The following is a 13,420-nucleotide window of genomic DNA, read 5'->3' as shown; positions in this document are numbered from 1 at the left end:
TGACGCATTCGACGACGGAAGTTCACGACTGTGCCGAACCGCACCACCCCCCTGACCCCCGCGCGCCCGTCCGACGCCGGCCCGCGCTCCTCTCGTACCGCCCTCCTCGGCGGCCCCGCACCCATCCTGCTCGCGGCCGTGCTGTGGGGCACGACCGGAACCGCCGGTTCCCTGGCACCCGCCGGCGCGCCCGCGGCGGCCATCGGCTCCGCCGGTCTCGCCCTCGGCGGCACCCTGCTGCTCCTCAGCTCCCGGGGCGCCCGTTCCCTGCCCGCCGCCTGCACGGGGCGCGAGCGGTGGCTGCTCGTCCTGGGCGCCCTGGCGGTGGCCGGATACCCGGTCACCTTCTATCCGGCCGTGGCCCGGACCGGGGTGGCGGTCGCCACCGTGATCGCCCTCGGTAGCGCGCCGGTCTTCGCCGGGCTGCTGACCTGGCTCACCGGACGGTCCCGCCCGACCGCGCGCTGGACCGCCGCCACCGCGGCCGCCGTGCTCGGCTGCGCCCTGCTGGTGCTCGGCCCCGAACTCACCGGCGCCACCACGCCGATGGACCTGACCGGCGTGGCCCTCGCCGCCTGCGGCGGACTGTCCTACGCCGTCTACTCGCTGATCGGCGGCACCCTGATCACCCGCGGGCACTCCTCCGACGCGGTGATGGGCGTGCTGTTCGGCGCGGCCGGGCTGCTGGTCCTGCCGCTGCTGGCGTCCGTGGACATGCGGTGGATCACCACGACACGCGGCGCGGCGGTGGCGGGCCATCTGGCCCTGTTCACCGTCTGCCTGGCCTACCGTCTCTTCGGCCACGGACTGCGCCGTACGTCCGCGTCGGCGGCCACGTCCCTGACCCTGGCCGAGCCCGCGGTGGCCGCCGTCCTGAGCGTCACGGTCCTCGACGAGCGCCTCCCGGCCGTCTCCTGGACCGGCCTGACCGTCCTCGTCCTGTCCCTGGCCCTCCTGGCCTTCCCCACGGGTCGACACACGCCCTAGGGAGGCCTGCCCCGGTCGCCCGGGCCGGCGGAGGAGATGACGGTCTTCCCGCCGCGGCGCGCGCTCACCCGCTCTCAAGTGGCCTGCCGTACAAGGGTGTTGAAACAAAACTGCGTGGTGAATCGTTGGCCGACGCCGTACGCTCCCCTTGATCGACTACGGAATCCGGGGGGAATGTTGATGCGCGCAACCATGCGCCTGGCCCTGCTCGGCGCCGGCGCGGCGCTGGTCACCACCGCGATGGGTGCCACCGCCGCCCGGGCGGCGGACGGCGGCTCGGGGAACATCACGATCGACAAGGTCGTCGTCAACGGCGGCAAACCGGTCGTGGTCGGCGCCACCAGGGTGGTGTCCGCCAAGGTCTCCGTGACCGCGTCGGACGACTCGGGCATCGCCGAGACCTCGTACATCAGCGCCTGGGGTCCGCATCCGAACTACGCGCAGATCTGGGACGACGAGATCACGTGCGTCAAGGTGAGCGCCACCCGGTCGACCTGCACGGGCACGCTGACGTTCGACCCGCAGGCGTCGACCGGCTTCGTCGGCAACAGCGCGGCGGCGACCTGGAGGCTCGCCACGCTGGTCTCGGCCAACGACTACGACTACATCCACCGGGACGCGGCCACCACGTTCAAGGTGCAGCGCGAGGCACGGCTCACCACGAACGCCTCGCCCGAGCCCGTCAGGAAGGGCAGGACCATCACGGTCAACGGCCTGCTGTCCCGGGCCGACTGGGACGCCAACAAGTACACGGGCTACGCCCGGCAGAAGGTCACCCTGCAGTACCGCAAGAAGAATTCCAGCACCTACACCGACGTGAAGACGGTCACGTCGTCCTCGACGGGCTCCCTGAAGACGACGGTCACCGCGTCCGCGGACGGCTACTTCCGCTACCGGTTCGCCGGCACGTCGACCACCGCGACCGTGACCTCCACCGGCGATTTCGTGGACGTCCGCTGACCACCCACCGCGCGACCAGAAATGCCACCGAATCAGCTCAGCCCTGGCGCCCGTCCTTCGCCAGGCGCTGAGCATGAGCAGTTCCTCGGGTCCGTACGGTTCTTGGAGCCCGGAACAACTGGTTCCGTTGCGCGAGACCGCTACGAGCGGTACCGGCTGACCGCTGACCGCTGCCCGGTGCTTCTGCAGGGCGGCCAGGTCGTGGCTGTCGAACGCGGAGTCTGGTGACGGTGTCGAGTGGACTTGCCGACCCGCCGCCTTCCCCGCGTGAGGACGCACTGCCCCGGTTTCGCCGACCCGACGGCATGGGCATGGTGAACAGCCTGCAAGGCGTCGCCGAGTACGTTCAGCTCGCGTCTCACGCGGGCATGACGCCGTGGATGCGGGAGAGGGTGAAGACGCGCTCGGCGTCCCGAAGGTGGCACCAGGCTTCCAGGTAGGGCGGGTCGAGCATGAGTCGGCTCAGGGTGCGCACGGTCCGGTTGCCCGAGGTGGCGACGTACTCGACGGTGATGGGGTCACCGGTATCGATGGCATGGGCGAGCTGACGGACGTCGCTGTACGGCAGGAACTTCGCCCACCCCGCGACGATCTCCTCGGTGTCCGTGGCGAACGCCGCTCAGCCGACGACAGTCAGCCACGATGGCGGGTGAGCCGACCGATCACGCACGCGTGTGCCTCGCTGCACCCCCACTGGCCTCGGCCACGCTGCCATGTCGTCGACCAGAGCAAGTTGCGCCGGCGGAAGCGTGGCGGCGATGCGTTGGACGTTGACCTCTTCGTCCCGAAGCAACTTGGGTAGGGGCTGGACCTTGGACTGGCGAGCCAATCATCTGCGGCGCCAGTCCGTGGGTGTCCGCGCCCGTTCGCCGACGTTCGTCGGGGTTGTCACACAGTTAGACACTCGGCCGGTGCGGCTCTTCCCGCCTCGCAGTCTCCGAGGCGGACAGCAAGGCGTCCAAAGCCGCTCGGGCCCCGGCGATTCCACGGCGCCACTCTTCGCCTTGCAGGGCCGCGATGTCCCACTCGACCACCGGTTCGGCGCCGGTCGTGCAGTAGCCGTAGACCTGGTGGGCCACCTCATCGGTGAGGAGGTCGTCGTAGTGGAACGTACCCTCAAAAGCCGTCCAGGCCACTGCCCGGGTGCCTGCGCAGACACGTCGAAGTACTGCTCGCGTGTACTCGCGCAGATCGAGCGAGACGTCATCGAAGTCGAGGTCGTACGACACCAGACCGAGCCGCTCAACGGCTTCGGGCTGCTCCAACAGAGGGAACGGCAGGTAGGCGTCGGGGACCAGCCCCGCGAGGTGAAAAGCCTCTTTCGGCAAGGGGGTGTTGCCGGAGCCGATGACGAACACGTTCACCGAGACCGGGCCTCGCCAGCACAGTATGTCGTGTACCTCACCTGCCATCGTCCTTCTCCCACTGCCCTCCGACAGCCCCCATTGTGTGCACTGTCGTCTGCCTGCCAGCCACCAGCGGTATTATCCGGTTTCGGCGCCATCATGACCAGCGTAATTACTGCCGACCACGGGCCTTGACCCCGAATCCTGAACACGGGTTATGCGGCTGATGCCAGCTCGCGGACCTTCTTCCGCAGAGCCGCGTTCTCTGCCTCCAGCGGTTCCGGCGGCTGGGCCGGTTCCTGCGTCCGGCGTCCCCGTGCACGGCTTGCTCCGGCAGCCCGGACCCAGTTCCGCAGGGTCTCCGGATTGATCCCCAGATCGGCGGCGACCGACCTGATCGTCGCATCAGGCCGTCGTACAGCGCGACCGCGTCCGACTTGAACTCCGGCGGGTAGTTCTTCATGACCACGAGATGTCCGTTCTCAGATCCTCAGGATCCACTGTCTCGTGTGTCCAACATCAGGGGTCAAGGCCCGTTCGCCACGCACCCGATCTGCGGCACGGTCCCACTCCATGCGTTCCGGGCCCCTCTGAACCTCAGCCGCCGAATGCCGAACAACCTACGACGGCCCAGGTGGCGACCACGCGCCCCTATACACGACCTGGTACGTAGCGCACGTCTGATCAGAGCTTCTCCCCCGAGACGGCACCGCCGGTGGCCGCGAAAGATCAAGGAAGGCGATCGTCCCGGTGCCGGAGCACCTGTCACCTGTCGGCACCTGCCGGGTTGCCGCCCGATCGCGCCCGTGTGGTGATTGCCCAGGGAATGGCGCGAACCGGCGACAGTTTGGTCGCTCCCTCGCAGGGACGGGGCTGGGGGCCGGTAGCAACGGGTGGGCCGGGCTGTGGACGCTGATGGAGGACAGGGATGGCGAGGCAACTGGCCCAGGAGTCTCCGGCTGTGGGAGGGCGGAGCGGCGTCCTGAAGATCGTTGCCGCGTTGGCCGTGGTGCTCGCCGCGCAGGCCTTGCTGGACCCTGGAGGTCACTGAGTACCCGAACGAAGCGGCGGCGAAGTCCGCCATCGACCAGGCCCGCATCTACGGGGCGCTGGTCTCGTCCGGTGGATCGAACACCCTGATCGTGGTGCCCTCCATGAGCGACCTGGCGCCCCTTGATCTCGCGGTGCGGGTGCAGCGGCGGATCAGCGCGGTGGGCACGATCATGGTCTGCCGCCAGACCGTCTCCCTCGGCCGCCCCTACGCAGGCCAGACGGTGACCGTGCACGTGTCGGACACGACGATCACCGTCGACCTGGACGGCCAGGCCCGCGTCATCCGGCGCACCACCGACATTCCCGTCCGCCACGTCAAGGCGAACAAGCCCCACAAGGTTTCCGATGTTGTCTAGGCCCACCGTCAAGCATCACCTGGGACCAGAACGTCGGGCATCACCTGGGACTAGACACAGTCGTGCGGGGCTTGAAGTCGTTCGCGCAGGCTGGGAGTTCGAGAAGCCGCAAGCCACTGTCACCCTGCTGGAACCCTTCGACCCGTCGCTGGTCCTCCTGACCGTCGAGGAAGCCGCCCGGCGGCTCCGTATCGGCCGTACGACGTGCTTCCGGCTCGTGCTCGCGGGAGAGATCGAGTCGGTCACCGGCGGGCGGCTCCGTCGAGTCCCCGCCGACGCCCTGCCCGCCTACGTGGCCAAGTTGCGCCACCGACCCGCCCAAGCGGCCTGAGGGGACGACATGGCAGAGAAGAACCGCACACGTCAGCCCAACGGTGCCTCGTCGATCTACCTCGGCAAGGACGGCAAGTGGCACGGCCGTGTGACCGTCGGCGTCCGCGATGACGGCAAGCCCGACCGCCGCCACATTCGAGCGCAAGACCAAGGCAGAGGTGACCAAGGCCGTCCGAGAGATGGAGCGGGCGCGGGACGACAAGAAGCTCAGGAGGCTGGGGCAGAGCTGGACGCTCCGAGCCTGGCTCGAGCATTGGGTCGAGAACATCGCCAAGCCGTACGTCTCCGAGAACACGTACGACGGCTACGAGGTCGACGTCCGCGTTCACCTCGTCCCCGGCCTGGGCGCGCACAAACTTGACCGCCTGGAGCCCGAGCACCTCGAACGACGCGGGCACGTCGCCACGAACGCGGCAGAGATCGCCAAGGCTCCGCGGCTCGAAGAGGAGGACATCGAGCCTTACACGATCGAAGAGGTGCAGAGCCTTCTCGTCGAGGCGGCCAAGCTTCGCAACAGTGCGCACTGGGTCGTCGCCCTGGCGCTCGGGCTGCGGCAAGGGGAGGCGCTCGGGCTGCACTGGGAGGACGTCGACCTCGACGCGGGGTACGTCCGCATCCGTAAGAACCGCTTGCGCCCCAGGTACGCGCACGGCTGCGGTGCCAACCCGTGCGGCCGCAAGGCGGGCTACTGCCCTCAGAAGGAGCAGACGCGCCGCGAGCACAAGTCCACCAAGTCCCGTGCGGGCCGGCGCACCATCGGCCTGCCCGATCCGCTGATCAAGATTCTCCGCCAGCACCAGGAAGCCCAGGAGCGGGAGCGGACCGCGGCCGGTGCCGACTGGGAGGGAAAGGGATACGTCTTCGCCTCACCCACCGGCGGTCCGCTCAGCCCCAACACCGACTTCCACACCTGGAAGCGGCTCCTAAGAGACGCTGGCGTCCGGAACGGCCGTCTCCATGACGCTCGCCACACCGCCGCGACCGTTCTCCTGATCCTCGGCGTCCCGGACGTCGTGATCGACTCGATCATGGGTTGGGAACCTGGGGAGCGGCTCGGATGCGCGCCCGGTACATGCACGTGACGGGGACCATGCTCCGCAAGGTCGCGCAGCAAGTCGGCGACGCGCTCTGGGAGCTCCCGAAGACGAACTGAGACGGAAACCGAGACGGACAACGACGAAGGGCCCCACCGCGAGCGGTGGGGCCCTTCGACATCGTGCCCGGTGAGGCACTGGCGGAGGATACGAGATTCGAACTCGTGAGGGGTTGCCCCCAACACGCTTTCCAAGCGTGCGCCCTAGGCCTCTAGGCGAATCCTCCGCCGGAAACATTACATGACCGAGAGGAGTGCTCGCGAACTCGTTCCTGGCCGTCGGCATCGGGTACTGTTTGGGCAGCCCCTCACGCGGCGCTATCTGACTGAACTCCCCCAGGGCCGGAAGGCAGCAAGGGTAGGTCGGCTCTGGCGGGTGCGTGGGGGGCGCTTGCGTTGCGCGGGGCGGGAACCAGGGCCGGGAGCGCCGGATGGGCCGTCCTTCCCCGCCCGCGCCCCGATCATGCGCGGGGCCGGTTGTCGGTGGGCGCCTATAACCTCGTAGGCGTGTCGTCTCTCGCGCTGTACCGCCGCTATCGCCCGGAGTCGTTCGCCGAGGTCATCGGGCAGGAGCATGTCACCGACCCGCTGCAGCAGGCGCTGCGCAACAACCGGGTCAATCACGCGTACCTGTTCAGCGGTCCGCGTGGCTGCGGGAAGACCACCAGCGCGCGCATCCTGGCCCGCTGCCTGAACTGTGAGAAGGGCCCCACGCCGACCCCGTGCGGGGAGTGCGACTCCTGCCGCGACCTGGCGCGCAACGGCCCGGGGTCGATCGACGTCATCGAGATCGACGCCGCTTCGCACGGTGGTGTGGACGACGCCCGTGACCTGCGGGAGAAGGCCTTCTTCGGGCCCGCTCGCAGCCGCTACAAGATCTACATCATCGACGAGGCCCACATGGTCACGTCGGCCGGTTTCAACGCGCTCCTCAAGGTCGTCGAGGAGCCCCCGGAGCATCTGAAGTTCATCTTCGCCACCACCGAGCCCGAGAAGGTCATCGGGACGATCCGGTCGCGGACGCACCACTATCCGTTCCGGCTCGTGCCGCCCGGGACGCTGCGGGACTACCTCGGCCAGGTGTGCCAGAAGGAGGCCATCCCGGTCGCGGAAGGCGTGCTGCCGCTCGTCGTGCGCGCGGGTGCCGGTTCCGTGCGTGACTCGATGTCCGTCATGGACCAGCTGCTCGCGGGCGCGACCGAAGCCGGTGTGACGTACGCCATGGCCACCTCCCTCCTCGGCTACACGGACGGCTCCCTGCTCGACTCCGTCGTCGAGTCCTTCGCCACGGGCGACGGTGCCGCCGCCTTCGAGGTCGTGGACCGGATCATCGAGGGGGGCAACGACCCGCGGCGGTTCGTCGCCGACCTGCTGGAGCGGCTGCGCGACCTCGTGATCCTCGCCGCCGTCCCGGACGCCGCCGAGAAGGGGCTCTTCGACGCCCCGGCCGACGTCATCGAGCGGATGCAGGCCCAGGCCGGCGTCTTCGGCGCCGCCGAGCTGAGCCGCGCCGCCGACCTGGTCAACGAGGGCCTCACCGAGATGCGCGGCGCCACCTCACCCCGCCTCCAGCTCGAGCTGATCTGTGCCCGCGTGCTGCTTCCCGCCGCCTACGGCGACGAGCGGTCCGTCATGGCCCGCCTCGACCGCCTCGAGCGCGGCGTGAACTTCGCCGCCGGCGGCGCCCAGGGCATGCCCGCGATGGGGTACGTACCCGGGCCCGAGGCCCATGGCGCCCCGGCCGCGACCGGCGGCGCCCCCGTCCCCCCGGGAGGCGGAGCGGCCGCCGCCCGGGCGGCGGTGCGGGGTGGTGCGGGTGCGGGGGCGGGAGGGGGTGCCGGTGGTGTGGCTGCCGCGGCAGCCGCGGCCCCTTACGCCGGGCAGCCGCCGACCCAGCTCCAGGGCCAGCCGCCGGCCCAGCCCCCGGTCCAGCCCTCCGCCATGCCTCCCGCTGCCGCTGCCCCTCCCGCTGCCGCTGCCCCTGCCGCCGCCCCCGCTCCGGCCGCAGCGCCCCCTTCGGCACCCCCCGCGCAGGCCCCGGCCGCCGACGCCGGTCCCGCCCAGCCCCCCGCCGCTCCCGCTCCCGCCCCCGGCGCCTGGCCCACCGCCACCGCCGCCGGCAGCGGACGCCGGCCGGGCGGCTGGCCCACGGCCACTCCCGCGGGCGGGGGAGCGGTACGTCCCCCCGCGGCCTCCGCCCCTGCCACCTCCGCCCCTGCCCCTGCCCCCGCGCAGGCTCCCGCCTCCGCGGCCTCCCCCGCCGCGTACGCACCCCCCGCCGGGGGCCTCGACCCCCGCATGCTCTGGCCCAACATCCTGGAGGCGGTCAAGAACCGCCGCCGCTTCACCTGGATCCTCCTCAGCCAGAACGCGCACATCGCCGGCTTCGACGGCACCACCCTCCAGCTCGGCTTCGTCAACGCCGGCGCCCGGGACAACTTCGCGAGCAGCGGCAGCGAGGACGTGCTGCGCCAGGCGCTCGGCGAGCAGTTCAACGTCCAGTGGAAGATCGAGGCGGTCATCGACCCGTCCGGCGGCTCGGCCCCCGCGCCGACCGGCGGTTACGGCGGTGGCGGCACCGGCGGCGGCGCACCCGGCGGTTACGGCAGCCCCGGCGGCGGTTACGGCGGCGGCGCCCCGTCCGCCCCGCCCCCGCCGTCCGTCGGCCCCACCCCCCAGGCCCAGTCCCCCTCCGTACCCCCGGCCCAGCCCGGTTCGGCGGCGGGCCCGGCCCCCACGACCCCCGCCCCCGCCCAGCCCCGGCCCCCGGCCCCGGAACCGGTGGCCCCCGAGGACGACATCCCCGAGGACGACGACCCCGACCTCAACGAGTCGGCCCTCTCCGGCCACGAACTGATCGTGCGCGAACTGGGCGCGACGGTGGTGGAGGAATACACCAACGAGTAGGCGGGCCCGCACCGGGCTTCAGCGCCGGTCGGCGGCACCGTCCAGCAGGACGCCCACCGCGGCACGCACCGCTCCCCTTCGGTGAAACCTACGAACTCCCGGCCCCCCGCCCCTCGGCCTCCCGCACAAAGGCGCCCGCCCCCTCCCGTTAGGCTGACCCCTGTGAACGTCCTCGTCATCGGCAACGGCGCCCGCGAACACGCCCTGTGCCGCTCCCTGTCCCTCGACCCCGCCGTCACCGCGCTGCACTGCGCGCCCGGCAACGCCGGCATCGCCGAGGTAGCCGAGCTGCACCAGGTCGACGCCCTCGACGGCGGCGCCGTGGCCGCGCTGGCGCTGGAGCTCGGCGCCGAGCTGGTCGTCGTAGGCCCGGAGGCGCCGCTCGTGGCCGGGGTCGCCGACGCCGTACGGGAGGCGGGGATCCCGGTCTTCGGGCCGTCCGGGGAGGCCGCGCAGCTGGAGGGGTCGAAGGCCTTCGCCAAGGAGGTCATGGCCGGGGCCGGCGTCCCGACCGCCCGCTCGTACGTCTGCACGACCGCCGAGGAGGTCGCCGAGGCCCTCGACGCGTTCGGCGCGCCGTACGTCGTGAAGGACGACGGTCTCGCCGCCGGCAAGGGCGTCGTCGTGACCGAGGACCTCGAGGCGGCCAAGGCGCATGCCGCGGCCTGCGACCGTGTGGTCATCGAGGAGTTCCTCGACGGCCCGGAGGTCTCCCTCTTCGCGATCACCGACGGCGAGACGGTCCTCCCGCTCCAGCCCGCCCAGGACTTCAAGCGCGCGCTCGACGGCGACGAGGGCCCGAACACCGGCGGCATGGGCGCGTACTCGCCCCTGCCGTGGGCCGACCCGAAGCTGGTCGAGGAGGTCCTGGAGACCGTCCTCCAGCCGACCGTCGACGAGATGCGCCGCCGTGGCACCCCGTTCTCCGGGCTGCTCTACGCCGGCCTCGCCATCACCTCCCGCGGGGTCCGCGTCATCGAGTTCAACGCCCGCTTCGGCGACCCGGAGACCCAGGTCGTCCTGGCCCGGCTGCGGACCCCGCTCGCCGGTGTCCTGCTCGCGGCCGCGAACGGCACCCTCGCCGACCTGGAGCGCCTGCGCTGGAGCGAGGACGCGGCCGTCACCGTCGTCATCGCCTCGCACAACTACCCCGGCACCCCGCGCACCGGCGACGCCATCACCGGCCTCGACGCGGTGGCCGCCGAGGACGCCCCGCACGCGTACGTCCTGCACGCCGGGACGAAGAAGGACGGCGAGACGGTCGTCAGCGCGGGCGGTCGTGTGCTGTCCGTCACCGCGACCGGCACGGACCTCACCGAGGCCCGCGAACGGGCGTACCAGGCCGTCACGCGCATCGGTCTCGACGGCTCCCAGCACCGTACGGACATCGCGGCGAAGGCGGCGGCGGGCGCATAACACGCCGGCGAACGGACCGCATTCCCACCGCACCACCCAGGCCACCAGGCCACCAGACACCAGACACCAGACACCAGGCCCCGGGCCTCTGGGGAATCCCTCGCGGACACCCCTGGAACCCGGGGCCTGATCGTTGCCCACCGTCTTTCACCTTTCCCCAAAGCCATTCCATCGAGTGAGCGCTGAGCTATCCGGCTGACGGAGGCCGGAGCGCCAACTAGGGTGCGGCGCAAGCATTCCGGCACTTGGCCCACCGGCATTGCGATGTCAGTGGCGGGTGCCACAGTGGGGGAGTGAGCAAGAGCAGGCGAGCCAGGACCGCGAGACGGTGAGGGGGTGAGTTCCGGTCGTGACCGGTATGGGAGTGGAGGCGGGCGCGCAGAGTGCGCGGGCCCGGGCGCTGGCCGTGCTGCGGGTCCGCAGCCGGGCGCTCGCCGTCGCGCTGCTGCCCGCGGCCGCCGCCGTGATCCTGCTCGCCGGTGGTTCCACGGGACACCTCGTGGGCCCGGGCTGGGACGGCGCCCGCTGGGTGGTGGGCGTGGTCGCGCTGGTCGTCCTGCTCGCCGCCGGGGCCGTGGGCCTGGTCGTCGCCCGTGCCCGTCCCGCCGTCAGCCCCACGGTCGCCGTCGCCGAGAAAGCGGCACCCGATCTGTACCGGCTGGTGCGCGACCTCGCCGACCGTCTCGACGTCCCCGCGCCCTCCGCCATAGCGCTCACCCCGGACTGCGACAGCTGGCTGGAGGACCGCACCCACCCGGCCCACGGTCCGCCCGCGCCGCTGCGCGGCGACGAGATCGCCGGCGCGGGCCCGAGCCGCCACCACCTGCCCCGTCGTACGGCGACGGCGCCGGTCCTCGTCATCGGCTCCCCCTTCCTGTGGTGGATGCGCGTCGGCGAACTGCGCGCCGTCCTCGCCCCGGTCGTCGCCGGTACGGGCCCTTCGGCGCACCCCGACATAGCCGCGGCCCGGCGCTTCGTGCGCGGACTGGACGCCGCGGTGGCCGTCTCCGCCGACCGCGGGCGATGTCCCGCCGCCCGTCTGGTCTGCGCCGGCATCGGCTGGGCCAGCCGGCTGATGCTGCGCAGCTGCCAGGTGCACGCCGCCGAGATGGAGCGGGGTGTGGCCGCCGCGGCCGCCGAGCGCGCCCAGGCGGTGGACTACGGGCTGCGGATCGTCGCCCAGGAGCAGGTGGGCCTCGCGTACGCGGGCTGGGACCGGCTGCTGACCCGGGTCGCGCTGCCGGCCTGGCGGATGGGCCGCTGGCCCTCCCGGCTGGACGCCGGTGTCGTGGCCGCGCTGACCGAGCTGTCCCGCCGGGACCGCCTGGCCGAGGGATTCGCCTCCCGCCTCGGTGAGCGGCCCGCCTGTGACCTGCTCGAAGAGCCCGGTGCGGTGGACGAGGCCGCCTCCCTGCTCGCCGCCCGCCTCTTCCACGGCGGGCCCGCGGAGTGCGGCCCGGACTGGTCCCCGGTGGACTGGCAGGAGTATCCGGAGGAGGTCGTCGACCGCAAGTGGCGCACCGACGCGGCCCGCCTCCACCGCGTCCTCGACTCCCTCGGCGTCCGCCCCACCCCCGACCCCGCGTCCCACCATCCGGCCGGCCCCACCCTGGCCCGCGTCCTGGACCATCTGACGGCCGACGACACCGACCCGACGTCCCCCACGAGCCCCTCGCACCCGGACGCCCCGACGACAACCCCTCAGGCGGGCCGGGCATCGGCCAGGGAATCCCTGCTGATCGGGGACGCCTTGCCGGACCGGGACGATCCGCCGGCGGCCGGGACCCTCACGGACCCCGATGCCCCGACATGGGCCGGGGCCCATGCAGGCCATGGTGCCCCGGCGGGGGTCGAGGCCCCCGCGGACCATGGCGCCCCGGCAGGGGCCGAGGACCCCGCGGACCGGGGTAGCCCGGCAGGGGCCGAGGCGCTTACGGACTCGGGCGACTCGACGGCGGCCGAGGCCCTCACGGACCGGGGCGACTCGACAGGTGACTCGACGGCGGGCCGCTCCGCCGAGGACGAGGGCGGCCCCACGGACCCGACGGCCTCCACGACTCCGACGGCCTCCACAACCTCCACGGCCCCCATGCCCCCCACAGCCCCCACAGCCCCCACGGTCCCGATCACCCCCACGGCCCCGACGCCTCCCGCCGCCGCCGACACCTCCGCCGAAACCTTCGCAGGCGCCGCCCCGCGCCCCGCGGACACCGCACCTCCCACCCGACCCGACGCCGGCGCCGAGATCGGGGACGGCCACGTGGACCACCAGGACTACGTGGACCACCAGGACTACGAGGACGACCAGGACGAAGAGGGCGCCGAGGACGACGACGTGGAGGGTCTCCCCGCCCCCAACCCCCGCTGCTCGGCGCTCGCCGCGCGGCTCGGTTCGGAGGTGGCGCGGGAGGAGGCGACGGCGGCGAAGCCGCCCGTGCCCAGCGGCGGTCAGGGCGGCCCCGACGGTCCCCTCTGGGAGGACGGCGCGCTTCCGCTCTTCCCGCTCCAGCCCCCACGCACCGACCGTGAACTGCTCGCCGACCACGTCACGGCGATGGTGTGCTGCGCCGCGATGGACACCGTCGGGGCGACCCCCGGTCTCGACTGGCTCGACGGCCCCACCCTCCTCGTCGACGGCGAGCGCGTGGCCGACCTCGCCCCCCGCGTTCTCAGCCTGGTGGAGGACGGTGACGGGACCCCCCTGCGCGCCTGGCTGGTGGAACTGGGCATACGCCCCGAGAAGCCCGTCCGCCTCGGCTGACCTCCCGGCCCCGCCGGCCACCCCTGACCGCACCCGTCCCCACCCCGCCCGCCCGGAACGGACCCCCTGGTTCCACTTTCGGCCAATTCGCAACGAATAGTGACTGTCTGCGCGCGTTATGTGATGTGCTGGGACCGATCGCGCCCATGGCATGGGCGTGCGACATAGGACAGCCGACCTGCCGGCCGGTCAGTCGGCGTTCAGCGCG

Annotated in this window: 8 protein-coding genes, 1 tRNA gene, 1 other RNA gene and 4 pseudogenes; 9 read left to right on the top strand and 5 right to left on the bottom strand. The window is 72.2% G+C overall.

All coding sequences use genetic code 11. The annotated features are described in order from the left end of the window. Positions 1-30: 30 nt before the first annotated feature. Positions 31-987 carry a DMT family transporter gene (locus tag AQJ64_RS20920; protein WP_055638032.1) on the top strand — a complete coding sequence of 319 codons (957 nt, stop codon included), beginning with the start codon at positions 31-33 and terminating at the stop codon, positions 985-987. Between the two features lie 180 nt (positions 988-1,167). Continuing rightward, positions 1,168-1,947 (top strand): hypothetical protein, encoded by a 780-nt coding sequence (locus tag AQJ64_RS20915; RefSeq protein WP_055638035.1) that lies wholly within the window; start codon positions 1,168-1,170, stop codon positions 1,945-1,947. A gap of 54 nt (positions 1,948-2,001) precedes the next feature. On the opposite strand, the pseudogene AQJ64_RS52405 reads toward AQJ64_RS20915, so the two are convergent. From AQJ64_RS52405 to AQJ64_RS52400, 4 genes and pseudogenes are all read right to left on the bottom strand, one after another. Continuing rightward, a pseudogene (locus AQJ64_RS52405) lies at positions 2,002-2,166 on the bottom strand (ATP-binding protein); the annotation flags it as partial. Positions 2,167-2,305: 139 nt separating this feature from the next. Next, positions 2,306-2,515: a WYL domain-containing protein gene (locus AQJ64_RS50995; protein WP_276206730.1), complete on the bottom strand. Its 210-nt coding sequence runs from the start codon at positions 2,513-2,515 to the stop codon at positions 2,306-2,308. A 328-nt stretch (positions 2,516-2,843) separates the two neighbouring features. Next, a complete protein-coding gene (locus AQJ64_RS20910; protein ID WP_055638033.1) occupies positions 2,844-3,359 on the bottom strand; it encodes a hypothetical protein in 516 nt (171 codons plus the stop codon). A 149-nt stretch (positions 3,360-3,508) separates the two neighbouring features. Then, positions 3,509-3,694 (bottom strand): annotated as a pseudogene (locus tag AQJ64_RS52400) (transposase); the annotation flags it as partial. A gap of 783 nt (positions 3,695-4,477) precedes the next feature. Here AQJ64_RS52400 and AQJ64_RS52395 point away from each other — a divergent pair. The 3 genes and pseudogenes from AQJ64_RS52395 to AQJ64_RS20900 all read left to right on the top strand — a co-directional run. Then, positions 4,478-4,702: pseudogene (locus AQJ64_RS52395) on the top strand (IS481 family transposase); the annotation flags it as partial. Between the two features lie 124 nt (positions 4,703-4,826). Then, the gene (locus AQJ64_RS50985) at positions 4,827-5,033 is read left to right on the top strand and encodes an excisionase family DNA-binding protein (RefSeq protein WP_240512927.1); all 207 of its coding nucleotides are present in this window, start codon (positions 4,827-4,829) and stop codon (positions 5,031-5,033) included. 9 nt (positions 5,034-5,042) lie between these two features. Further along, positions 5,043-6,188 (top strand): annotated as a pseudogene (locus AQJ64_RS20900) (tyrosine-type recombinase/integrase). 79 nt (positions 6,189-6,267) lie between these two features. Here the strand turns inward: AQJ64_RS20900 and AQJ64_RS20895 are convergent. Continuing rightward, a tRNA-Ser gene (locus AQJ64_RS20895) sits at positions 6,268-6,355 on the bottom strand. Positions 6,356-6,427: 72 nt separating this feature from the next. Here AQJ64_RS20895 and ffs point away from each other — a divergent pair. From ffs to AQJ64_RS20875, 4 genes are all read left to right on the top strand, one after another. Beyond that, an RNA gene (gene ffs, locus AQJ64_RS20890) (signal recognition particle sRNA small type) lies at positions 6,428-6,526 on the top strand. A 109-nt stretch (positions 6,527-6,635) separates the two neighbouring features. Further along, positions 6,636-9,035, top strand: a complete 2,400-nt coding sequence (locus tag AQJ64_RS20885) for a DNA polymerase III subunit gamma and tau (protein WP_059202863.1) — start codon at positions 6,636-6,638, stop codon at positions 9,033-9,035. 162 nt (positions 9,036-9,197) lie between these two features. After that, on the top strand, positions 9,198-10,451 hold the full coding sequence (purD, locus tag AQJ64_RS20880; RefSeq protein WP_059202862.1) for a phosphoribosylamine--glycine ligase: 1,254 nt from the start codon (positions 9,198-9,200) through the stop codon (positions 10,449-10,451). Between the two features lie 358 nt (positions 10,452-10,809). Then, a complete protein-coding gene (locus AQJ64_RS20875; protein WP_244902677.1) occupies positions 10,810-13,212 on the top strand; it encodes a hypothetical protein in 2,403 nt (800 codons plus the stop codon). The last annotated feature ends 208 nt before the right edge of the window (positions 13,213-13,420 follow it).

Source organism: Streptomyces griseoruber (assembly GCF_001514205.1).
Classification (GTDB): Bacteria; Actinomycetota; Actinomycetes; order Streptomycetales; family Streptomycetaceae; genus Streptomyces; species Streptomyces griseoruber.
The sequence above is the reverse complement of the archived record's forward strand: the minus strand, read 5'-3'. Positions and strand labels throughout refer to the sequence as shown.

Excerpts from the sequence above, each read along its gene's own strand:
- AQJ64_RS20915 (WP_055638035.1), top strand. The coding sequence starts at position 1,168 with ATGCGCGCAACCATGCGCCTGGCCCTGCTCGGCGCCGGCGCGGCGCTG.
- AQJ64_RS20910 (WP_055638033.1), bottom strand. The coding sequence starts at position 3,359 with ATGGCAGGTGAGGTACACGACATACTGTGCTGGCGAGGCCCGGTCTCG.
- AQJ64_RS20875 (WP_244902677.1), top strand. The coding sequence starts at position 10,810 with ATGGGAGTGGAGGCGGGCGCGCAGAGTGCGCGGGCCCGGGCGCTGGCC.